Below are 21,436 nucleotides of genomic sequence, written 5' to 3' on the forward strand. Positions count from 1 at the left end.
GGAGCGAGCCTGCTCGCGATATCGGTCTGGCAGCCAACGGATGTGTTGGATGGTACGACCTCATCGCGAGCAAGCTCGCTCCCACAGGTTTTGGGGGTTAGAGACGATCTCGTGGGATACCGCTGCGAATCCGCAGGATGTCCGCCAGTACCGCCAGGGCAATCTCGGCTGGCGTCTTGCTGCCCAGGTTCAAGCCGATCGGCGCATGAATCCGCGCCAGTTCGGCATCGCCCAAGCCACCAATACGCCGCAACCGCTCGAAGCGCTTTTGCGAGGTCTGCATGGAGCCCATCACACCGATGTAGAACGCCTCGGTGCGAACAGCCTCCATCATTGCCAGGTCATCGATACGTGGATCATGGGTCAACGCCACCACCGCCGTGTCGCTGTGGCAACCGCCGTCAGCGATGAACACCGACGGCAGTTGGCGGCGAATCTCCACGTTTTCCAGCACGACGCCTTCGAGCACTTCGTCCCGCGGGTCACACAGAATCACCTCGAACCCAAGCCCCACGGCAAACTCCGCACAGGCCTGGGCGACACTGGAATACCCCGCCAGCAGCAAGCGCTGGGCCGCGCCGACGCGTACACGCACCCGGTCGATTTCACGCTCGATACGCACACCCTGTTCACGATCATCGAACAGGCTGCGCGCACCGCTTTGCAGATCCACTTCGCGGATCAACCGACGTCGGCCCAACAGCGCCGACTCCAGTTCCCGCAGATGCGCTTGCACCTCGCAATCGGCATCAAGCTTCTCGACCAGCACGTCCAGCACCCCGCCACAGGGCAGGCTGACGCGTGAGCGTGGATCGTCGCCTTCGCCGTAACGAACAACACAAACTGGCTCCAGAAACGCGCCCTCGGCGACTCGCTCGAGAAAGTCTTCCTCGACACAGCCACCGGACAGCGAGCCAATCCAGTGCCCCTGCGTGTTCACCGCCAGCAGCGAACCCGGTGCGCGCGGTGCCGAGCCGTAAGTGGCCAGCACCGTACACAGCCAGATGCGCTGACCGGCCGTAGACCACTCCAGCGCCCGGCGCACCACTTGCAAATCCAGATGCTGCATATCAGTGGGCCTTGTGCTCGAGCGGCGGCGCATCGGCCCGCAACTTCTGCACGTCGTTTACAGCCAGATCATTCGGCTGACCACCCCAGCCCTGACGCAGGTAGTTCAGCAGGTCCGTGAGTTGTTCGTCATTCAGCTTGTCGACAAACCCTGGCATCGGCTGCATATGTTCGAAACCGGAGAACTTCTGCTCGCCGATACCGTCGTCGATCACCCGCACCAGGTTGCGTGGATCTTCCAGGCGCAGCGTGGTGTTGCCGCGCATGGCCACGGCGATGTGCGGTTTGCCCTCACCGCCCGGTGCATGGCAACCGGCGCAGACATTCAAATATTCCTGACGGCCACGCTGGGCACTCGGGCTCAGTTTGTCCAACGGCACTTCGACGAGCACTTTCGCCGCAGGCGGCTGATCGCCGAGCAGGAAAGTCGCCATCGCCGCCAGATCCGGATCGCTGAGGCCCTGGGTGCTGTTGTGGAACACCGGGAACATCTCGTTGAACATCGTGCCCTGGGCGCTCATGCCGTGCTTGAGGAACGAGCTCAGGTCCTGATGATTCCAGCCACGGGCCGCCAGGTCAGTGGCCAGCAGGCTCGGCGCCAGATAACCATTGAGAATGCCGCCGGTCATGCGCTTGTCCTGCTGCATCGCGCCAGGCAAGCCACGTGGGGTGTGGCACTCGCCACAGTGCCCCAGCACGTCGACCATGTACTGGCCGCGCTTCCAGGCTTCGCTTTTGCCTTCAGCCGGTTCCAGCTTCACGTCCTTGCCGTACATCATGTTCCAGCCCATCAGGCCCAGGCGCACGTTGAACGGGAAGCTCAGGCTGGTGACCGGTGCTGCGCGCTCGATCGGCGCGACGGTTTTCAGGTAGGCATGAATCGCGTCGGAATCTGCACGCGGGATCAGGTGATACGAGGTGTAGGGCATCGCCGGATACAGGTTCGCGCCATCACGGCGCTTGCCTTCGGTCAGCGCGGCGAAGAACTCGTCATCGTTGTACAGACCGATACCGTGCTCTTTGCTCGGGGTGATGTTGGTGCCGTAGATCGTGCCGAACGGCGACACGATCGGCAGGCCGCCCGCGTACGGCGCCCCACCCGGTGCGGTGTGGCACGCCATGCAGTCGGCGGCGCGGGCGAGGTATTCGCCTTGCTTGACCTGCGCATCATCGGCGTGAGCTGCCACCACAGGCGCAGCCAGACCAACCGCCAACGCCAGGCGGCTAAGTAGAAGCTTCATGCTTAACCCTCCTTGACCAGGCCGAGATCGGTCAGCACGTTGCGGGTGGCGCTGTAGTAGCGCACGTACCCGGTGCAACGGCAGATGTGATGACCGAGGCTGTCCTCGATGACTTTTTCCAGCTGGCTTTTGACGATGGGCTGACGCTGCAGCTTTTCCACCAGCACGGTCGCGGCATTCACGAAGCCCGGCGCGCAGTAGCTGCACTGGAAGGCGAACTCGTCGACGAAACGCTGCTGGATCGGGTTCAGCTCGGTGACCTTGCCCTGCTCGTCGCAGGTCGCATGGCCTTCGATGGTCCGAACCTTCTTGCCTTCGAAATAGTGCGCGCCGGTGATGCAGGTGCGCACTTCTTCACTGGTACCGTCCGGGTTGTCGACGATCACCACGCAGGCGTGGCAGATGCCCTGGCCGCAGCCCAGGCGCGAACCGGTGAGGTTCTTGTATTCGTGCAGGTAGTCGATCATCGGCAGGTCATCAGGGATGTCCACCGGGCCGACGGATTGACCGTTGAGGGTCAGTTGAAGCGGACGGTTAGCCATTGAGGGCCTCCTTGATGCGTGCAGAAGTGATAGGCAGGTCGCGGACACGTTTACCGATGGCATGGGCCACGGCGTTACCGATGGCACCGACCACCGGGATCATCACCACCTCGGCGATGCCCTTGGACGGGTCGCTCGGCGACAATGGCGGCAGGATTTCCGCGGTCTGTTTCCACACCGCGACGTGACGCGCCATCGGCAAGCGGTAACGGTTGAAGTTCCAGTCACCCTCCCCCGGCCCGCCTTCGTACAACGGCATCTCTTCCATCAGCGCATGGCCGATGCCCATGGCGATCCCGCCTTCGAGCTGACCTCTGACGAGTTCTTCCACTAGCACCCGACCGCACTCGACCCACGAGTGATGGTTGAGTACCGACACTTCGTTCGAACCCTTGTTGACCTTCACTTCCACCAGCGTCGCGACCGGGCTGTAGTAAGTCACCGCCGCGTTGTTCAGCTGGGTCGCCGGGTAAGCGATACCCTGCCGATCCAGCAGATGGAAACCGGCGCTGTTCATCTGCGCCTTCTTCGCCTTCGGTGCACCGTCGCCGTACTTCACGGCCAGACCGTCGAGCGGCAAGCGCTCACGCACGCCGTCGATGCTGAACTCGGCCTCGGCCCAGCTCCAGCGGTTGAAACCGTGTACAGTGGCGCCGCTCACCAGGCCACGTTCGTGAACACGCTTGGCCAGCATGGCGAAAGGCAGTGGCTCCATGCCGTTGGCCGTTAGCTTGCCGTCGACCCAATGGGCGTCTTCGCGACGCACCACGTAAGGGTTGGCCTGACCGCCGTAAGGGCCTTGTCGCCAGATTTCCAGCGCCGCCGGCCACAGGCCGTGGTTGAACAGCACGCGCGCCGCTTCACGGGTCGCGTGGCTGAAGTAGTACGCCGAGTTGGTGGCCGACGAAGCCGAAGCGACCTTGCCGACCCAGCGCGGATTGCGCAGGAAGTTGTCCTGCTCGGCCTGGCTCATGATGTACGGGTTGCCGCCACTGACCAGCTGCAACTCTTTCCATTCGGTTTCGCCGGTCTTCACTTCGTGCGCCGGAACACCGAGGAAATCGGCCACGACCATGGCCTGGGAGGTGGACATGCCGGTGCCGATTTCGATACCGATGTGGCGCAGGCTGATGCGACCTTCGGCGGTGAATTCAATGCTGGCCATCGGCGCTTCGGAACCGGTGCCGAAGTCTTTCTGGCAGATGGCGAAACCCACCCCGTACCAGTTGTCCGGATCGGCGGCTTCGCGTTGTTTCTTGATCGCGTCGCGGTTTTTCCAGGTGTCGTGGACCGCCGCCTTGTCGAGAATCTCGTGCAGGCGCAAGGCACCGGCCGGGATCGCGCCCTGGGTGTTTTTCATGCCCGAGCGCAGTGCGTTCTTGCGACGCAACTCAATGGCATCGACACCGAGGCGATCGGCGATTTCGTCGACCATCATCTCGGTCGCCGCCATGCTTTGCAGGGTGCCGTAGCCACGCATCGACCCGGCTTCAACGGCGCGGGAGTGATAAGCCGTGACCTGCAGATCGTTCTGCGGCATGTAGTAGATCGACTGTGCGGCCGTGGCGCCCACCGCAGCCACCGACGGGCTGTAGTTGATTCGTCCGCCACCGTCGACGCTCATCTCGGAGCGGAAAATCTTGAAGCTGTGGTCGTTCTTGTCCACCGCCAATTGGTAGCGAATGTCGAACGGGTGACGCTTGATGCCACTCTGGAACTGCTCGTAGCGGTCGTTGGCCAGGCGTACCGGTACACCGGCGCCGTACAACGCTGCGAGGGCTGCGTAGTAGACGAAAATGTTGTGGTCCTTGGAGCCGTAACCGACGGTGTAACCTGGGTGCATGTTCAGGTTGGCCAGGCCGAAACGCGACGGCGCGATCATCTTCGCGGTTTCGGTCGCGGCTTCCAGCGGACACTGGGTGGCGACGACGAAATGCAGGGTCTTGGTGGCCGGGTCGTACCAGCCGTTGCCGTTGTCAGGCTCCAGGGCGGCCGGTTCGATCGACGGGGTCTTGTAGCGTTCGTCGAACACCAGCCAGTTGTCCGGCGGCGTATCGATTTGCTGCTTCATGCGCTCGGCGTAGAACAGCCCGCGCTCGGTCAGGTTGCCGTGCAGGTTCGGCTGGGAGTTCCACACCGGACGACGGTTTTTCAGCATCGGGAACAGAATCGAATCCTTGAGGCTGGCGAATTCGTCTTCGTCCGCCGAGGTCGCGCCGCCGACGCGCACGTAGCGGAAGCTGCCGTACGGATCGCCTTCGTAGAACGGCACCTGGGCACCGTAACGAATCGCCTTATCATTGAATTTGAGTTGGTTCTTGGCCTGACGGAAGCGCTCGAAGTCGTTCCAGATCAGGATCGCCACCGGGTGCCCGATGAACATCGGCACCTTGCCGGCCGGCAACAGCGGATCCGGGGCGTGCTCCTCGGGGAACACGATACCGTCCTTGACCAGGTCTTCGGCGGTGACGATGCGGTCAGGTTGCAACTCGGCACCGAGCCACGACAGGTCGATGCCTGCAAAGATGTGGTCGGCCTTGATGGTTTTGAGCAGCATGGCGTGGCCTTGCTGCTGCGGCCAGCCCGGCATGTCCTTGGCGCGGATGTCGCGGGCAAAGACCTTGCTGCCGCAGACCTTGGACAAGGCATCGTTACGGGCGCGCGCCTTGCCATTGTTGCCAAGCCACTGCTCGGACGGCACGGTCACGCTGTTTTCCATCAAGGCGGCCAGCGCCTGGCTGCTCAATGGCGTGAGCGTCACGCTCACACCCGCTACCAGCCCGCCCTGAAGGAACGAGCGCCGGGATATATCACGGTTGGACATGGATCATCCTCTGGGCGGTTATGGGGTCCGCCCTTCTGGTTATGTTCTGGAAATCTCGAGTCTTGCAGAAGCCCTTTTCGACGATGCAAAGGGCTGTTGTTGACAGTGCAAAGCTGACCGAAAGGTTAAGTTTATAGGCTTATGCCTTCGCGGAAAACTAAAAACTGACCAAGAAATCAAAAAACCGCGGCTTTTCGTCGCAGCAGATCGATGAACAACCCCAACTCCCGGCTGATGTGCTCGCCCTTGCGCAACAACAGCCCGAATGGCGCCATCTGCACATCCAGTTCCACCGGCAACGCCACCACCAGGCCCATTTTAAGATAGTCGCGCAATGCGGTTTCCGACAGCACCATGATCGCGTCGGTCAGTTGAATCAGTTGCTGCATGGAGTACACCGAACTGCATTCGATGATGTCTGCCGGCAACGGCAACGCCAGGCGCTGCAACGCCTGATCCAGACCGATGCGCGCCGGACTGGTCTCCGGTTGCAGGATCCACGGCCAACCGCCGACCAGCTCCGCCATCTCCAGTTTTTTGCGCCGGGCCAGCGGGTGGCCGGCGTGCACCACCACCAGCAAGCGTTCGTTACCCAGTTGCTCGAAGACGTAATGCTCACTGTCGGTGGCGGCATTGCGCCGGGCGATGGCCAGGTCGATGCGCCCCTGCTCCAGCAACTGGATCACCTGGTCGCTGGTGTCGCCCATGATGCGGATCCGCAGCTGCGGATTGAGCGACTTGATTTCAGCAATCGAATCCATGACCAGGCCCGGCGCCGCGCCCATGATGGTACCGATCGACAGATAGCCGTAGCCGCCCAGCTGCCGCGCCATCAGGTCCTCGGCACAACGGTCGAGGCCACTGAGGGCCGATTCGGCAAAGCGAATCAGCTCCTGGCCCAACGCTGTCGGGCGCATCCCCCGCGGCAGGCGTTCGAACAGATCGCAGCCGAACATGTCTTCAATTTCATGGAGCATGCGGGTCGCCGCCGGTTGCGACATGTTCAGGCTTTGCGAAGCGCGGTGCAGGTTCTGGCTGCTGCTGAGCGTCACCAACATGTGCAGATGCTTGTAACGCAGGCGATTGAGCAGGCTGCGGGAGATGATCGGCGTGGTCATGACGGGCCTTTTTTATCGATACCCTGAAGGTATCAGTTGTGAGCTAGATTCGATTTGTAACGCATCGATCAGCGGCCGTACAGTCTTCCCCATAAGAACAAATGCCCTACCAAAGGAAAACTGCGATGAAGACTCTACCCGCGCCTCTGCTCGCCAAAATTTCCTGGCGGCTACTCCCGTTTCTCCTGCTGATGTACATCATGGCCTTCCTCGACCGCGCCAACGTCGGGTTCGCCAAACAAGCCTTTCAAGCCGACACCAATATCAGCGATGCCGCCTTCGCCTTCGGCGCCGGGGTGTTTTTCGTGGGTTACGCGTTGCTTGAAGTGCCGAGCAACCTGATCCTGCACCGCGTCGGCGCCCGCCTGTGGATGTGCCGGATCATGGTCACCTGGGGGCTGGTCTCCGCCGCCATGGTCTTCGCCCACACAGAAACCAGCTTCTACATCCTGCGCTTTCTGCTGGGCGTGGCCGAAGCCGGCTTCTTCCCCGGCGTGATCCTCTACCTCACCTACTGGTTCCCCAGCGCCGTGCGCGGCAAGGCCATGGGTTTCTTCTATTTCGGTGCCCCGCTGGCCTTCATCTTCGGCAGCCCGCTGTCCGGCCTGCTGCTGGAACTGGACGGCTTCGCCGGCTTCCACGGCTGGCAATGGCTGTTTGCCGTTGAAGGCCTGATGGCGACGGCTGTGGGCATCTGGGCCTACTGGTATCTGGACAATCGCCCGGCCGATGCCAAGTGGCTGACTGTCGAAGAACGCCAGCAAGTGCAAAGCCTGCTCGATCAGGAAGACAGCCATAAACAGAACCACGGCCGCAGCCTGCTCAACGTGATCTGCCAACCCTCGGTGCTGTACCTGTGCCTGATCTACCTGTTGATCCAGGCCAGCGTCTACGGCGTGGTGTTTTACCTACCGAGCCAGGTTGGCGGACTGCTGGGGACCAAGGTCGGGCTGATGGTCGGCCTGGTCACGGCGATCCCCTGGATCTGCGCATTGATCGCCGCCTACCTGATTCCCGGCTACAGCGACCGCACCGGCGAACGCCGCCGCACTGCCTGCCTGACCTTGCTCATGGCCGCCGCCGGGATCGCCTGCTCGGTGACCTTCAGCAACCCGCTGCTGGGGATCATCGCCCTGTGCTTTGCCGCCTCCGGCTTCATCGCCGTGCAACCGGTGTTCTGGACCTTCCCCTCCAGCTATCTCGCCGGTAGCGCCGCTGCGGCCGGGATCGCCCTGATCAACTCGTTCGGCGCTCTCGGTGGCTTCATCGCCCCGGTGCTGAAGAACTGGGCCGAAGGCGCCTTCCACTCACCGGCAGCAGGCTTGTACGTGCTGGCCGCTACCACCGTCATCGCCGCGTTGCTGGTGCTGGGCATACGCGCGCCCGGCCATAAAGCCTCGAACAAACCGGCCACCGTTTAAACCTGAGGAGTCACACCATGGGCATTCCAACCATCAAACACGTCCGCGCTTTCACTCTGCGAGGCGGCGGCGCGGATTATCACGACCAGGCCGACGGTCACTGGATCGACGATCACATCGCCACGCCGATGAGCAAATACCCCGAGTACCGTCAGAGCCGCCGCACCTTCGGCATCAACGTACTCGGCACCCTGGTAGTGGAAATCGAAGCCAGCGACGGCACCGTCGGTTTTGCCGTGACCACTGGCGGCGAGCCTGCCGCGTACATCGTCGAGAAACACCTGGCGCGCTTCCTTGAAGGCGCCCGGGTCACCGACATCGAAAAAATCTGGGATCAGATGTACCAGTCGACCCTGTATTACGGGCGCAAGGGCATCGTCATCAACACGATCTCCGGCGTCGACCTGGCGCTGTGGGACTTGCTCGGCAAGATCCGCCAGGAGCCCGTGCATCAGTTGCTCGGCGGTGCGGTGCGCGACGAGTTGCAGTTCTACGCCACCGGCGCCCGTCCGGACCTGGCGCAGAAAATGGGCTTCATCGGCGGCAAGATGCCGCTGCACCACGGCCCGGCCGAGGGCGAGGAAGGCCTGCGCAAGAACCTCGAAGAAGTGGCCACCATGCGCGAACGCGTCGGCCCTGACTTCTGGCTGATGCTCGACTGCTGGATGAGCCTGGACCTCAACTACGCCACCAAACTGGCGGTCGGCGCCCACGAATACGGCTTGAAATGGATCGAAGAAGCCCTGCCGCCGGACGACTACTGGGGCTACGCGGCCCTGCGCAACAACGTGCCTAAAGGCATGCTGGTGACCACCGGCGAACACGAAGCCACGCGCTGGGGTTTCCGCATGCTGTTGGAGATGGGCTGCTGCGACATCATCCAGCCGGATGTCGGCTGGTGCGGCGGCCTCACTGAACTGGTGAAGATCTCGGCCTTGGCCGACGCCCACAACGCGCTGGTCATCCCCCACGGCTCTTCGGTGTACAGCTACCACTTCGTCGCCACCCGGCATAACAGCCCGTTCGCCGAGTTCCTGATGATGGCGCCGAAGGCCGACGAAGTGGTGCCGATGTTCCACCCGCAATTGCTCGGCGAACCGGTGCCGGTCAATGGCCGCATGCGCCTGTCCGCGCTCGACCAGCCAGGTTTCGGCGTGACCCTCAACCCCGAATGCCAACTGCATCGGCCGTATAACCGCTGAGAAAGGAGTTCGACATGAACATGCCGCACAACGCGTTCAAGGCCGCGCTGAACAGCTCAGCGACCCAATATGGCATCTGGGCCGGGTTCGCCACCGGCTACGCCGCCGAGATCGTCGCCACCACCGGTTACGACTGGATGCTGATCGATGGCGAGCACGCGCCCAACACCGTGCCCGGGGTACTCGCTCAGTTGCAGGCCGTGGCGCCTTACTCGACCGCGCCAGTGGTGCGCGCAGTGAATGGCGATGCCAACCTGATCAAGCAACTGCTGGACATCGGCGCACAGACGCTGATGATCCCGATGGTCGAAACCGCCGAGCAGGCACAGGCACTGGTGCGCGCCATGCGCTACCCGCCCCACGGCATTCGCGGTGTCGGCGGCGGCCTGACCCGCGCCACCCGCTGGGACGGTGTGCCGGACTACCTGAATACCGCCCATGAACAACTGTGCCTGATCGTGCAGGTGGAATCGCGCACCGGTGTGGAAAACGTCGCAGCGATTGCCGCCGTCGAGGGCGTGGATGCGGTGTTTATCGGCCCGGCGGATTTGTCGATCGGCCTGGGTCATGCCGGCAACCCCGGTCACCCGGAAGTCCAGGAGCGGATTCAACACGCGGTGAACGCCACACTGGCGGCCGGCAAGGCCTGCGGGATTCTTGCCCCCAACGAAGAAGACGCCCGCCGCTACCAGCGCTGGGGCTGCCAGTTCATTGCAGTGGCCATCGACATCAGCCTGCTGCGCCAAGGCGCCATGGCCACCCTCGCCCACTACCGTGAACCCGCCACCACTCAAGCGCCGTCGCGCACTTACTGATCCGCCAAGGAGTCGCACCATGTCATCCGTGCCTGTTTACGAAAACTTCATCGACGGCCAGTTCGTGGCCAGCGCTGCCCATCTCGATGTGATCAACCCGGCCACCGGCGCCGTGCTGTCGAAAGTCCCGGCCTCGACCGCCGAAGACGTCGAGCGCGCCCTCGCCGCCGCCCGTGCCGCCCAGAAAGGCTGGGCGCGCAAACCGGCCAATGATCGCGCCGGTTACTTGCGCCGGATCGCTGCCAAACTGCGGGAAAACGTCGCGCACCTGGCGCGCACCATCACTTTGGAACAAGGCAAGATCAGCGGACTGGCGGAAGTCGAAGTCAATTTCACCGCCGACTACCTCGACTACATGGCCGAATGGGCCCGGCGCATAGAAGGTGAAATCATCACCAGCGACCGCCAGAACGAAAACATCTTCCTGTTCCGCAAACCACTGGGCGTGGTGGCCGGGATCCTGCCGTGGAATTTCCCGTTCTTTCTGATCGCTCGCAAGATGGCCCCGGCCCTGCTGACCGGCAACACCATCGTCATCAAGCCCAGTGAAGAAACCCCGAACAACTGCTTCGAATTCGCCCGGCTGGTGGCCGAAACCGACCTGCCGCCCGGCGTGTTCAACGTGGTCTGCGGTGACGGCCAGGTCGGCGCCGCCTTGAGCTCGCACAAGGGCGTGGACATGATCAGCTTCACCGGCAGCGTCGACACCGGCTCGCGGATCATGGCTGCCGCCGCACCGAACATCACCAAGCTCAACCTGGAACTGGGCGGCAAGGCACCGGCCATTGTGCTGGCGGATGCGGACCTCGACCTGGCGGTCAGGGCGATCCGCGATTCGCGCATCATAAACAGCGGGCAGGTGTGCAACTGTGCCGAGCGGGTGTACGTCGAACGCAAGGTGGCGGATCAATTTATCGAACGCATCGCAGCGGCCATGAGCGCGACCCGTTATGGCGACCCGATTGCCCAGCCCGACGTCGAGATGGGCCCACTGATCAACCGCCAGGGGCTGGAAAGCGTCAACCGCAAAGTCCGCACCGCGCTGAGCCAGGGCGCAAGCCTGATCAGCGGCGGGCAGATGGCCGACCTGCCCAATGGCTTCCATTTCCAGCCAACGGTACTGGCGGGTTGCCGCGCGGACATGGAGATCATGCGCGAAGAGATTTTCGGCCCAGTGCTGCCGATCCAGATAATCGACGACCTGGACGAAGCCATCGCCCTGGCCAACGACTGCGACTACGGCCTGACTTCGTCTATCTACACCCGCGACCTGAACAAAACCCTGCAGGCCATGCGTGAGCTGGATTTTGGCGAAACCTACGTCAATCGCGAGAACTTCGAAGCGATGCAGGGCTTCCACGCCGGCGTGCGTAAATCGGGTATTGGTGGCGCGGATGGCAAGCATGGGCTGTATGAGTACACCCATACTCATGCGGTGTATTTGCAAGGCTGATTGCCGAAAACCAACAACCGAGCAGGAGCGTGCTTGCTCGCTCCTGCAGAATGGGTCGCAAAAACTTAAATCGCAGAAACAAAAAACCCCGGTCTTTCGACCAGGGTCTTTGCTATCGACTCGAAGTAACCAGTGGCTTCTTCGTAGCTCCAAGGCGTTCAGTGGGCCTCGGGGCAGATATGGCGCAGCGGACGGGACTCGAACCCGCGACCCCCGGCGTGACAGGCCGGTATTCTAACCGACTGAACTACCGCTGCGTATCGCTTTGAGCTGATGCTCAAGTAACTTGTCTGACTGAAAGCTCCGAGACTTTTCAATCTCTCTTTCAATCTCGAATCAAGGCATGCCTGACTCGGAAAATATGGCGCAGCGGACGGGACTCGAACCCGCGACCCCCGGCGTGACAGGCCGGTATTCTAACCGACTGAACTACCGCTGCGCGTCGGTGGAGGCATTTCAGCCTACCTCTTGCTTTCGCAAGTATCTCGGAAGTGGTGGGTGATGACGGGATCGAACCGCCGACATTCTGCTTGTAAGGCAGACGCTCTCCCAGCTGAGCTAATCACCCGTTTGCATCTCCGAGGCCGCGAAATTTACGCAGGTAACGAACCTAAGTCAATACCCTGCTTGAAGTTTTTCTGAAAAAGACAAAATTCTTTCAATCGGGAGGGCACCTACAGCAGTCAGACCGCTTTCGCGAGCAAGCCCGCTCCCACATTGGACCGCGCTCTTTCAGACACAACACGATCCAATGTGGGAGCGGGCTTGCTCGCGAAGACGGCGGCACTTTCAACATCAATGCTGAAGACAGCTTCCTTGTCCGATTACTCGCTGTAAATCATCTTCTTGGTCATGCCGCCATCGACCACGAATTCCTGGCCGGTGACAAATCCGGCATTCCTCGACAGCAGCCAGGCCACCATCGCCGCGACATCCTCGACCTTCCCCACCCTGCCCGCCGGATGCTGGGCATGATCGGCCTCGGTCAAGGGTTCGGCACGTTGCACCGAGGGGTCGCGCGCATCGATCCAGCCAGGACTGACGGCATTGACCCGGATCTCCGGGCCAAGGCTGATGGCCAACGCATGCGTCAGGGCCAACAAACCGCCCTTGCTCGCCGCATAGGCCTCTGTGTCGGGCTCCGACTGCCCGGCGCGGGTCGAGGCCAGATTGACGATGGCGCCGCTGTGAGCGCGCAGGTACGGTGCACAGTGCTTGGCCAGCAACATCGGCCCACTGAGGTTCACCGCCAACACCCGATTCCAGTGAGCCAGGTCGAGGCTTTCCAGGGTGATGTTGTGCGGATCGGCAACCGCTGCATTGCATACCAGCGCATCCAGGCGCCCGAACTGACCGAGCACCTCGGCTACGCCCAGCGCGACTTGCCCCTCGTTGGAGACATCCATGGCGATGAACCAGGCGCTGTCGCCCAGCACTTTCGCCACTTTCGAACCCCGCTCCCGATCCAGATCCGTCAGCACGACTTGCCAGCCTTCGCTGATCAGCCAGGCCGAAATCCCCAGGCCAATGCCCCGCGCAGCACCGGTCACCAGCGCTACGCGGCCATTTGAGCCGGTGGCCGGCGCAGACAACTCGATCACAACGCAGCCAGGCCGCGTGCCAGATCGGCTTGCAGGTCCGCCACGTCTTCCAGGCCGACCGCAACGCGAATCAGGCTGTCACGAATACCCGCCGCTTCACGCTCTTGCGGCGCCAGGCGACCATGGGAGGTGGTGCTCGGATGGGTGATGGTGGTTTTGCTGTCACCCAGGTTGGCGGTGATCGAAATCAGGCGCGTGGCGTCGATAAAGCGCCAGGCGCCCTCTTTGCCGCCCTTGACCTCAAAACTGACGACCGCACCGAACCCCTTCTGCTGGCGCAGCGCCAATTCGTGCTGCGGATGGCTCTTGAGGCCGGCGTAATGGACTTTCTCGATACCGTCCTGCTGCTCCAGCCACTCGGCCAGTTGCTGGGCGTTGGCGCAATGGGCCTTCATCCGCAGGTTCAACGTTTCCAGGCCCTTGAGGAAGATCCAGGCGTTGAACGGGCTCAGGGTCGGCCCGGCGGTGCGCAAGAAACCAACCACCTCTTTCATCTGCTCGCCGCGACCGGCCACGACGCCGCCCATGCAACGACCCTGGCCGTCGATGAATTTGGTGGCCGAGTGCACGACGATGTCCGCGCCCATTTTCAGCGGTTGCTGCAATGCAGGGGTGCAGAAGCAGTTATCGACCACCAGCATCGCGCCTTTGGCGTGAGCGATTTTCGCCAGTTCAGCAATGTCCACCAGCTCGGCCAGCGGGTTGGACGGCGATTCGACGAACAGCAATTTGGTGTTGGCCTTGATTGCCGCGTCCCAGCCGGACAAGTCCGCCAAGGGCACGTAATCGACTTCGATACCGAAACGCTTGAAGTACTTCTCGAACAGGCTGATGGTCGAGCCAAACACGCTGCGCGACACCAGCACGTGATCGCCGGCGCTGCAAAGGCTCATCACCACCGCCATGATCGCGGCCATGCCGGTCGCGGTGGCCACGGCCTGCTCGGCGCTTTCCAGCGCGGCAATGCGCTCTTCAAAGGCACGCACAGTCGGGTTGGTGTAGCGCGAGTAGACGTTGCCCGGCACTTCGCCGGCAAAACGCGCGGCGGCATCGGCGGCGGTACGGAATACATAGCTGGAAGTGAAGAACATCGGATCACCGTGTTCACCTTCCGGCGTACGGTGCTGACCGGCACGTACGGCCAGGGTATCGAACGCTACGCCTTCGAGGTCGCTGTCCAGCCGACCGGCATCCCAATCCTGACTCATGCTGTCACTCCTTGCCTTGCTCTTGATAGATAAAAGTCTTTTTGTCAGATACAAAACCGGCCCCTAAGGGCCGGTAGTTACTCAGTTGTTGTACAGATCGATGATCGCACTGACCGCCTGCGTCTTGACCTTGGAGGCATCGTTGCGTGCCTGCTCGATCTTGTTCAGATAAGCCTCGTCGACGTCGCCGGTGACGTACTGGCCGTCGAACACCGCGCAATCGAACTTGTCGATCTTGATCTTGCCGCCCCCGACCGCTTCGATCAAGTCAGGCAAGTCCTGATAGATCAGCCAGTCGGCACCGATCAGGTCTGCCACGTCCTGGGTCGAACGGTTGTGGGCGATCAGCTCGTGAGCGCTCGGCATGTCGATGCCGTAGACGTTCGGGTAGCGAACCGCTGGCGCCGCGGAGCAGAAGTAAACGTTCTTGGCGCCGGCTTCGCGAGCCATCTGGATGATCTGCTTGCAAGTGGTACCGCGAACGATGGAATCGTCCACCAGCATCACGTTCTTGCCGCGGAATTCCAGCTCGATGGCGTTGAGCTTCTGGCGTACGGATTTTTTCCGCGCGGCCTGGCCCGGCATGATGAAGGTCCGGCCGATGTAGCGGTTCTTCACGAAGCCTTCGCGGAACTTCACGCCCAGGTGGTTCGCCAGCTCCAGGGCCGCGGTGCGGCTGGTGTCCGGAATCGGGATGACCACGTCGATGTCGTGATCCGGACGCTCGCGCAGGATCTTCTCGGCGAGTTTCTCGCCCATGCGCAGACGGGCCTTGTAGACCGAAACGCCATCGATGATCGAGTCCGGACGCGCCAGGTAGACGTGTTCGAAGATGCACGGGGTCAGGGACGGGTTGGTCGCGCACTGACGGGTGTACAGCTTGCCCTCTTCAGTGATGTAGACCGCTTCGCCCGGTGCCAGGTCGCGAATCAGGGTGAAGCCGAGCACGTCCAGGGAAACGCTTTCCGAGGCGATCATGTACTCGACGCCTTCGTCGGTGTGACGCTGGCCGAAAACGATCGGGCGGATGCCGTGCGGGTCGCGGAAACCGACGATGCCGTAGCCGGTGATCATCGCTACGACGGCATAACCACCGACGCAACGGTTGTGCACGTCGGTGACGGCGGCGAAAACGTCTTCTTCGGTCGGCTGCAACTTGCCGCGCTGGGCCAGTTCGTGCGCGAACACGTTGAGCAGTACTTCCGAATCGGAACTGGTGTTGACGTGGCGCAGGTCAGATTCGTAAATCTCCTTGGCCAGTTGTTCAACATTGGTCAGGTTACCGTTGTGCGCCAGGGTGATGCCGTAAGGCGAGTTGACGTAAAACGGTTGAGCTTCAGCCGACGTCGAGCTGCCCGCGGTTGGATAACGCACATGGCCAATACCCATGTGACCGACCAGGCGCTGCATGTGACGTTGCTGGAACACGTCACGCACCAGGCCGTTGTCCTTGCGCAGGAATAACCGGCCATCATGGCTGGTCACGATACCGGCAGCGTCCTGGCCGCGGTGCTGGAGGACGGTTAGCGCGTCATACAGCGCCTGATTGACGTTCGACTTACCGACGATACCGACGATGCCACACATGCGACGCAACCCCTACTTAATGGATCTGAACTGAGCACTACTCACTGAGGCGTTTTGGCCATCGGCAAGAGTTGCTCCTTGAACGGAATATCAGCGGGTACGCTGATTCCGCTGGCAAGCCACTGACTGCTCCACCCGAGGATCAGGTTTTTGGACCAGTCTGCAACCAATAGAAATTTTGGCACGAGCTGTGACTCTTTCCACCACCCGTCCTGCTGTACCGGCCCCAGGCTCAACAGCCCGACGGCGATAACCACCAGCAACCCGCCACGGGCGGCGCCGAAGGCCATGCCGAGGAATCGGTCGGTCCCGGAGAGCCCGGTGACGCGAACCAGTTCGCCGATAAGATAATTGATCATTGCGCCTACGATTAAAGTGGCGACAAACATGATGGCACAGCCCGTTATTATACGTGCCGATGGCGTTTGAATGTACCCGCCGAGGTACTCGGACAGTGAGCCACCGAACATCCAGGCTACGACTCCTGCGATGATCCAGGTCAGCAGCGACAGCGCTTCCTTGACGAAGCCGCGGCTCAGACTGATCAATGCGGAGATGGCGACGATTGCAACGATCGCCCAGTCAACCCAGGTAAATGGCACAGTGCAGCCTACAGACGGATAAGGCGGCGCATTTTAGCAGAGCCCATGCTTATCGGTAAGCTGCGATTGTCAGTGCATTTCATATCGGGGCGATAGTTTTAGCCACGTTCCGGTTGAAAGCGCACCACAAACCCCTTGAGGTTCTGTTGGCGGTTAAGCAAGTCACGCAGCCGGTCGGCTTCGGCACGCTCGATCAGCGGCCCGACAAACACCCGATTTTTGCCGTCGGCGGTACGGATGTAGGCGTTGTAACCCTGGCTGCGCAGGGTTTTCTGCAGTTTTTCCGCGCTTTCACGGTTCGACAGGCTGGCCAGTTGCACCGACCAGCTGACAGACAAACCATTGGCATCGACACGGCTTTGCGTGGTGTCCGGCTTGCCCGGTGCCGCGGTGATCGGCTGGGCAGGCGCCGTTGCAGGCTTAGCCGCCAAAGCCGGGACCGGCGCGGGTGCAGCCGGCTTGACTGCTGGCGCTGGAACCGCAGGCGCTGGAGCCACCGGAACAGCTGGCACCGCCGATTCCTGCTGGGCGATTTCGTCATCGCTCGGCACGGGTTCCTGAGGCAGGGCTTGCGGCTCAGGCACCGCAACGGGCTCGACCTGTACCTGGGGCATCGCCGGCGCCTGCGGAGCCGCGGGCGCTTCGACCGTCACCTGGCGTTGTTCGTCCTGGCGGGAAAACAGCATCGGCAGAAAAATCACCGCCAGCGCGACCAACACCAGGGCGCCAACCATGCGCTGTTTGTATGCCTTATCCAGCAATGCCATTTGCCGCTTCCTCCGTGGAGCGCCGGGCCAACCACTCAAGGGCCTCGGCGACACAATAAAATGATCCGAACAACAGGATTTCGTCGTCGCTCGTGGCCTGCGCGCACTGCCCTTCCAGGGCGGCCGCGACACTGTCGTATGACGTGACCGACGCACCAAGACCCTGCAACGCGGCGTGCAAATCCGCAACCGAACGTGCCCGAGGCGAATCCAGAGGTGCGACGGCCCAGTGCTGGACACTAGCATTCAATTCACCGACAACACCACCCAGGTCTTTGTCCGCCAGCAACCCGAACACCGCCAGACGCTTGCCGACCGGCGGGCGACTGGCCAGGCGACGAGCCAGATACTCCGCCGCATGGGGGTTATGCCCCACATCCAGCAATAGATTCAAGCGCTTGCCTTGCCACTCGAACTCACGGCGATCCAGGCGACCGACCACCCGGGTGGCCCGTAGCGCCTCGATAATCTGCGCATCCGCCCAAGGCAAGCCGAGCACCAGGTAAGCCTGCAACGCCAGCGCGGCGTTTTCCATCGGTAGATCGAGCAGTGGCAGGTCGCGCAGCTCCACCGCGCGCCCTTGCCCATCGACACCGCGCCATTGCCAGTTGTGATCGGTCACACCAAGGTCAAAATCGCGCCCACGCAGGAAAAACGGGCAATTGAGCTCGCGCGCCTTGTCCAGCAGAGGTTGTGGAGGATTCAGATCGCCGCAGAGCGCAGGCGCGCCCTGACGGAAAATACCGGCCTTCTCGAAGGCCACGGACTCCCGGGTATCACCGAGGTAATCCGCATGATCGACGCCGATACTGGTGACCAGCGCCATGTCGGCGTCCACCACGTTGACCGTGTCCAGACGACCGCCCAGACCGACTTCCAGCACCACTGCATCGAGCCCGGAGCGCTGGAACAGCCAGAATGCCGCCAGGGTGCCCATTTCGAAGTAAGTCAGGGACGTGTCGCCGCGCCCGGCCTCTACCGCGGCAAAGGCCTCGCACAGCTCGGCATCCGTGGCTTCGACGCCATTGACGGTTACCCGCTCGTTGTAACGCAGCAGGTGTGGGGAGTTGTACACCCCCACTTTCAAGCCCTGGGCCCGTAGCAAGGACGCCACGAACGCACAGGTGGAACCCTTGCCGTTGGTCCCGGTGACCGTGATCACCCGAGGCGCCGGCTTGCCCAGTCCCATACGGGACGCTACCTGCTGCGACCGCTCCAGGCCCATGTCGATGGCCGAAGGGTGCAACTGTTCAAGGTAGGCGAGCCATTCGCCAAGGGTACGTTGGGTCATAGGCTGGCGGGTACCGGTGGAACCACGATCGGCTCGATAGGGGCAGCAACGAACTTCGGCGTCGGCAGGCCCATCATTTGCGCCAGCAGGTTGCCCAGACGCGGACGCAGCTCCTGACGGTCGATGATCATGTCGATGGCACCGTGCTCCAGCAGGAATTCGCTGCGCTGGAAGCCTTCCGGCAGTTTCTCGCGCACGGTTTGCTCGATCACACGCGGACCGGCAAAACCGATCAACGCCTTCGGCTCGCCGACAATCACGTCGCCCAGCATCGCCAGACTGGCGGAAACGCCGCCGTAGACCGGATCGGTCAACACGGAGATGAACGGGATGCCTTCTTCACGCAGACGGGCCAGCACCGCGGAGGTCTTGGCCATTTGCATCAGGGAAATCAGCGCTTCCTGCATCCGCGCACCGCCGGAAGCGGCGAAGCAGATCATCGGGCAACGTTTTTCCAGGGCGTAGTTGGCGGCGCGAACGAAACGCTCACCGACGATGGCGCCCATCGAACCGCCCATGAAGGAAAATTCGAACGCCGAAACCACAACCGGCATGCCCAGCAAAGTGCCGCTCATGGAAACCAGTGCGTCTTTTTCGCCAGTCTGCTTTTGTGCAGCGGTCAGGCGGTCCTTGTACTTCTTGCCGTCGCGGAATTTCAGACGGTCAACCGGTTCCAGGTCTGCACCCAGCTCGGCACGGCCTTCAACATCGAGGAAGATGTCGATACGGGCGCGGGCGCCGATACGCATGTGATGGTTGCACTTGGGGCAAACGTCCAGGGTCTTTTCCAGCTCCGGACGATACAGCACAGCCTCGCAAGACGGGCATTTGTGCCAAAGACCTTCAGGCACCGAGCTCTTCTTGACCTCGGAACGCATGATCGAAGGGATCAGTTTGTCTACTAACCAGTTGCTCATGCTTTCTTTCTCCAGTACCGGCGGCCCGAACGCTCTGGTTCGCGGCCCCGTGTATGCCCTAGCGCTAAATTCATGTGTGCGGCGATGATCAGTGAATGGCCGGGTCAGCGAAACGTGACCTGCGTACCACCCCATGACCCTCAGCCGTTTTGTACAGTGCAGTGGACGGCGGCAGACTGCCAGCCGTCACATCAACGGGTGCTACCACGTACCGCTTTGATAAATGCCTGAATCTTTGCGTGATCCTTGATGCCCTTGCTCGCCTCCACCCCGCCACTGACATCCACGGCGTAAGGCCGAACGCGCGCAACCGCCTCGGCGACGTTATCCGGCGTCAGACCGCCCGCCAGAATGACCGGCTTGCTCAGGCCTTGCGGTATCAGTGACCAGTCAAACGCCTCCCCGGTTCCTCCGGGAACGCCTTCGACATAGGTATCGAGCAAGATTCCGCTGGCGCTGGCATAAGCATCGCAGGCCGCTGCGATGTCATCACCGGCCTTGACCCGCAATGCCTTGATGTACGGCCGGTGCCAGCCTTCGCACTCAGCGGCGGTTTCGTCGCCATGGAACTGCAACAGGTCCAGCGGCACGGCGTCGAGGATTTCCCCCAGCTCGCAACGGCTGGCATTGACGAACAAGCCCACGGTGGTCACGAACGGCGGCAGCGCCTTGATGATCGAGCGCGCCTGCTGGACCGTCACCGCACGGGGGCTTTTGGCGTAGAACACGAATCCGATGGCATCCGCCCCGGCCTCGACGGCTGCCAACGCATCCTCTATGCGGGTAATCCCACAGATCTTGCTGCGAACGGCTGACATGTCGATACAACTCCAAGACAAATCCGGGAAAGTCCCGGATGGTAACAAAAGCGTTCGAGGGCGTCAGCCGCCAAGTTCCGAGAAGCCGGTCAGGAAGTGCGGACCGATGTAGCGCTCGGGCAACTCGAACTCGTCACGGTACTCGACCTGAACCAGATACAAGCCGAATGGATGCGCGGTCACGCCACCGGTCCGTCGAATCCGGCTCTCCAGCACCTCTTTCATCCACTCCACCGGCCGCTCTCCGGCGCCAATGGTCATCAGCACACCGGCAATGTTGCGCACCATATGATGCAGGAAGGCGCTGGCGCGAATATCCAGCACGATCATCTTGCCGTGACGGGTAACGCGCAGGTGATGCAATTCCTTGATCGGCGACTTGGCCTGGCACTGACCGGCGCGAAAAGCGCTGAAATCATGGGTGCCAAGCAGGTACTGGGCGGCCTCGGCCATGCGCTCGACGTCCAGCGGACGGTGGTTCCAGGTCACCTCTTCGTTCAAGTGCGCCGGGCGGATCTGATCGTTGTAGATCACGTAGCGATAACGCCGGGCAATGGCCTTGAACCGCGCATGGAAATGCGCCGGCATGACCTTGGCCCAACTGACACTGACGTCATGGGGCAAGTTGATGTTGGCACCCATGGTCCAGGCCTTCATCGAGCGCTCGACCTGAGTGTCGAAATGCACCACTTGTCCGCAGGCATGCACCCCGGCGTCGGTACGCCCGGCGCACATCAGCGAAACGGGCGAGTCGGCGACTTTGGACAAGGCGTTTTCGAGGGTTTCCTGCACGGTGAGCACCCCGGACGCCTGGCGCTGCCAGCCGCGGTAGCGCGAGCCTTTGTATTCGACGCCCAGCGCGATCCGGAAAAAGCCGTCGGCTGCCATTTCGGCGGCCGGGTTATCTATATTTGCCAAGGAGGGACAGCCTGATGATGTACCAAAGGCGGGCATTATAAGG

At 61.9% G+C, this 21,436-nt stretch carries 18 protein-coding genes and 3 tRNA genes; 4 read left to right on the plus strand and 17 right to left on the minus strand.

Annotation, left to right across the window (positions count from 1 at the left end):
* Nucleotides 1-97: 97 nt before the first annotated feature.
* The 5 genes from KGB20_RS04790 to KGB20_RS04810 all read right to left on the minus strand — a co-directional run bounded on the left by KGB20_RS04790 (nucleotide 98) and on the right by KGB20_RS04810 (nucleotide 6,793).
* Nucleotides 98-1,069 carry an XdhC family protein gene (locus tag KGB20_RS04790; RefSeq protein ID WP_154910089.1) on the minus strand — a complete coding sequence of 324 codons (972 nt, stop codon included), beginning with the start codon at nucleotides 1,067-1,069 and terminating at the stop codon, nucleotides 98-100.
* Nucleotide 1,070: 1 nt separating this feature from the next.
* A complete protein-coding gene (locus tag KGB20_RS04795; RefSeq protein ID WP_154910088.1) occupies nucleotides 1,071-2,309 on the minus strand; it encodes a cytochrome c in 1,239 nt (412 codons plus the stop codon).
* Between the two features lie 2 nt (nucleotides 2,310-2,311).
* On the minus strand, nucleotides 2,312-2,851 hold the full coding sequence (locus KGB20_RS04800; RefSeq protein WP_015095868.1) for a (2Fe-2S)-binding protein: 540 nt from the start codon (nucleotides 2,849-2,851) through the stop codon (nucleotides 2,312-2,314).
* On the minus strand, nucleotides 2,844-5,675 hold the full coding sequence (locus KGB20_RS04805) for a xanthine dehydrogenase family protein molybdopterin-binding subunit (RefSeq protein WP_090454239.1): 2,832 nt from the start codon (nucleotides 5,673-5,675) through the stop codon (nucleotides 2,844-2,846). Before KGB20_RS04805 ends, KGB20_RS04800 begins: the two co-directional genes overlap by 8 nt.
* A 176-nt stretch (nucleotides 5,676-5,851) precedes the next feature.
* Nucleotides 5,852-6,793, minus strand: coding sequence for a LysR family transcriptional regulator (locus KGB20_RS04810; protein WP_154910087.1), 942 nt, complete (start codon nucleotides 6,791-6,793; stop codon nucleotides 5,852-5,854).
* Nucleotides 6,794-6,918: 125 nt separating this feature from the next.
* On the opposite strand from KGB20_RS04810, the gene KGB20_RS04815 reads away from it, so the two are divergent.
* Genes KGB20_RS04815 through aldA form a run of 4 tightly spaced genes read left to right on the plus strand, consistent with a single transcriptional unit; the run spans nucleotide 6,919 to nucleotide 11,684 of the window.
* Nucleotides 6,919-8,214 carry an MFS transporter gene (locus KGB20_RS04815; RefSeq protein WP_090454238.1) on the plus strand — a complete coding sequence of 432 codons (1,296 nt, stop codon included), beginning with the start codon at nucleotides 6,919-6,921 and terminating at the stop codon, nucleotides 8,212-8,214.
* Nucleotides 8,215-8,231: 17 nt separating this feature from the next.
* On the plus strand, nucleotides 8,232-9,416 hold the full coding sequence (rhmD, locus tag KGB20_RS04820; RefSeq protein WP_154910086.1) for an L-rhamnonate dehydratase: 1,185 nt from the start codon (nucleotides 8,232-8,234) through the stop codon (nucleotides 9,414-9,416).
* Nucleotides 9,417-9,430: 14 nt separating this feature from the next.
* Nucleotides 9,431-10,231, plus strand: coding sequence for an aldolase/citrate lyase family protein (locus KGB20_RS04825; protein WP_154910085.1), 801 nt, complete (start codon nucleotides 9,431-9,433; stop codon nucleotides 10,229-10,231).
* Between the two features lie 19 nt (nucleotides 10,232-10,250).
* A complete protein-coding gene (gene aldA / locus KGB20_RS04830) occupies nucleotides 10,251-11,684 on the plus strand; it encodes an aldehyde dehydrogenase (protein WP_154910084.1) in 1,434 nt (477 codons plus the stop codon).
* A 180-nt stretch (nucleotides 11,685-11,864) separates the two neighbouring features.
* Here the strand turns inward: aldA and KGB20_RS04835 are convergent.
* From KGB20_RS04835 to truA, 12 genes are all read right to left on the minus strand, one after another.
* Nucleotides 11,865-11,941: transfer RNA gene (locus KGB20_RS04835), tRNA-Asp, on the minus strand.
* A 105-nt stretch (nucleotides 11,942-12,046) separates the two neighbouring features.
* Nucleotides 12,047-12,123, minus strand: a tRNA-Asp gene (locus KGB20_RS04840).
* 53 nt (nucleotides 12,124-12,176) lie between these two features.
* A tRNA-Val gene (locus KGB20_RS04845) sits at nucleotides 12,177-12,252 on the minus strand.
* A gap of 256 nt (nucleotides 12,253-12,508) precedes the next feature.
* On the minus strand, nucleotides 12,509-13,285 hold the full coding sequence (locus tag KGB20_RS04850; protein ID WP_150812507.1) for an SDR family oxidoreductase: 777 nt from the start codon (nucleotides 13,283-13,285) through the stop codon (nucleotides 12,509-12,511).
* The gene (locus tag KGB20_RS04855) at nucleotides 13,282-14,493 is read right to left on the minus strand and encodes an O-succinylhomoserine sulfhydrylase (protein ID WP_057715568.1); all 1,212 of its coding nucleotides are present in this window, start codon (nucleotides 14,491-14,493) and stop codon (nucleotides 13,282-13,284) included. The genes KGB20_RS04850 and KGB20_RS04855 overlap by 4 nt, the downstream gene beginning before the upstream one ends.
* Nucleotides 14,494-14,574: 81 nt before the next feature.
* Nucleotides 14,575-16,080, minus strand: coding sequence for an amidophosphoribosyltransferase (gene purF, locus KGB20_RS04860; protein WP_007975670.1), 1,506 nt, complete (start codon nucleotides 16,078-16,080; stop codon nucleotides 14,575-14,577).
* Nucleotides 16,081-16,121: 41 nt separating this feature from the next.
* Nucleotides 16,122-16,682, minus strand: coding sequence for a CvpA family protein (locus tag KGB20_RS04865; RefSeq protein WP_007975669.1), 561 nt, complete (start codon nucleotides 16,680-16,682; stop codon nucleotides 16,122-16,124).
* Nucleotides 16,683-16,780: 98 nt separating this feature from the next.
* Nucleotides 16,781-17,449: an SPOR domain-containing protein gene (locus KGB20_RS04870; RefSeq protein WP_150812505.1), complete on the minus strand. Its 669-nt coding sequence runs from the start codon at nucleotides 17,447-17,449 to the stop codon at nucleotides 16,781-16,783.
* Complete coding sequence (gene folC / locus KGB20_RS04875; RefSeq protein WP_150812504.1) at nucleotides 17,433-18,740, minus strand: bifunctional tetrahydrofolate synthase/dihydrofolate synthase; 1,308 nt, start codon at nucleotides 18,738-18,740, stop codon at nucleotides 17,433-17,435. Before folC ends, KGB20_RS04870 begins: the two co-directional genes overlap by 17 nt.
* Nucleotides 18,737-19,657, minus strand: a complete 921-nt coding sequence (accD, locus tag KGB20_RS04880; RefSeq protein ID WP_008047319.1) for an acetyl-CoA carboxylase, carboxyltransferase subunit beta — start codon at nucleotides 19,655-19,657, stop codon at nucleotides 18,737-18,739. The genes folC and accD overlap by 4 nt, the downstream gene beginning before the upstream one ends.
* A gap of 191 nt (nucleotides 19,658-19,848) precedes the next feature.
* On the minus strand, nucleotides 19,849-20,475 hold the full coding sequence (locus KGB20_RS04885) for a phosphoribosylanthranilate isomerase (protein ID WP_150812503.1): 627 nt from the start codon (nucleotides 20,473-20,475) through the stop codon (nucleotides 19,849-19,851).
* A gap of 63 nt (nucleotides 20,476-20,538) precedes the next feature.
* Nucleotides 20,539-21,363, minus strand: coding sequence for a tRNA pseudouridine(38-40) synthase TruA (gene truA / locus KGB20_RS04890; RefSeq protein WP_032829430.1), 825 nt, complete (start codon nucleotides 21,361-21,363; stop codon nucleotides 20,539-20,541).
* Between the last annotated feature and the right edge of the window lie 73 nt (nucleotides 21,364-21,436).

Origin of the sequence: Pseudomonas sp. BF-R-30, from assembly GCF_019956175.1 — a bacterium.
GTDB classification, from domain to species: domain Bacteria; phylum Pseudomonadota; class Gammaproteobacteria; order Pseudomonadales; family Pseudomonadaceae; genus Aquipseudomonas; species Aquipseudomonas jessenii.

What these genes read in the sequence shown, in the direction of transcription:
- KGB20_RS04815 (WP_090454238.1), top strand. Translation starts at nt 6,919, where the DNA reads ATGAAGACTCTACCCGCGCCTCTGCTCGCCAAAATTTCCTGGCGGCTA.
- folC (WP_150812504.1), bottom strand. Translation starts at nt 18,740, where the DNA reads ATGACCCAACGTACCCTTGGCGAATGGCTCGCCTACCTTGAACAGTTG.
- KGB20_RS04885 (WP_150812503.1), bottom strand. Translation starts at nt 20,475, where the DNA reads ATGTCAGCCGTTCGCAGCAAGATCTGTGGGATTACCCGCATAGAGGAT.
- truA (WP_032829430.1), bottom strand. Translation starts at nt 21,363, where the DNA reads ATGGCAGCCGACGGCTTTTTCCGGATCGCGCTGGGCGTCGAATACAAA.
- accD (WP_008047319.1), bottom strand. Translation starts at nt 19,657, where the DNA reads ATGAGCAACTGGTTAGTAGACAAACTGATCCCTTCGATCATGCGTTCC.
- KGB20_RS04855 (WP_057715568.1), bottom strand. Translation starts at nt 14,493, where the DNA reads ATGAGTCAGGATTGGGATGCCGGTCGGCTGGACAGCGACCTCGAAGGC.
- KGB20_RS04805 (WP_090454239.1), bottom strand. Translation starts at nt 5,675, where the DNA reads ATGTCCAACCGTGATATATCCCGGCGCTCGTTCCTTCAGGGCGGGCTG.
- rhmD (WP_154910086.1), top strand. Translation starts at nt 8,232, where the DNA reads ATGGGCATTCCAACCATCAAACACGTCCGCGCTTTCACTCTGCGAGGC.
- aldA (WP_154910084.1), top strand. Translation starts at nt 10,251, where the DNA reads ATGTCATCCGTGCCTGTTTACGAAAACTTCATCGACGGCCAGTTCGTG.
- purF (WP_007975670.1), bottom strand. Translation starts at nt 16,080, where the DNA reads ATGTGTGGCATCGTCGGTATCGTCGGTAAGTCGAACGTCAATCAGGCG.
- KGB20_RS04870 (WP_150812505.1), bottom strand. Translation starts at nt 17,449, where the DNA reads ATGGCATTGCTGGATAAGGCATACAAACAGCGCATGGTTGGCGCCCTG.
- KGB20_RS04790 (WP_154910089.1), bottom strand. Translation starts at nt 1,069, where the DNA reads ATGCAGCATCTGGATTTGCAAGTGGTGCGCCGGGCGCTGGAGTGGTCT.
- KGB20_RS04810 (WP_154910087.1), bottom strand. Translation starts at nt 6,793, where the DNA reads ATGACCACGCCGATCATCTCCCGCAGCCTGCTCAATCGCCTGCGTTAC.
- KGB20_RS04800 (WP_015095868.1), bottom strand. Translation starts at nt 2,851, where the DNA reads ATGGCTAACCGTCCGCTTCAACTGACCCTCAACGGTCAATCCGTCGGC.
- KGB20_RS04825 (WP_154910085.1), top strand. Translation starts at nt 9,431, where the DNA reads ATGAACATGCCGCACAACGCGTTCAAGGCCGCGCTGAACAGCTCAGCG.
- KGB20_RS04795 (WP_154910088.1), bottom strand. Translation starts at nt 2,309, where the DNA reads ATGAAGCTTCTACTTAGCCGCCTGGCGTTGGCGGTTGGTCTGGCTGCG.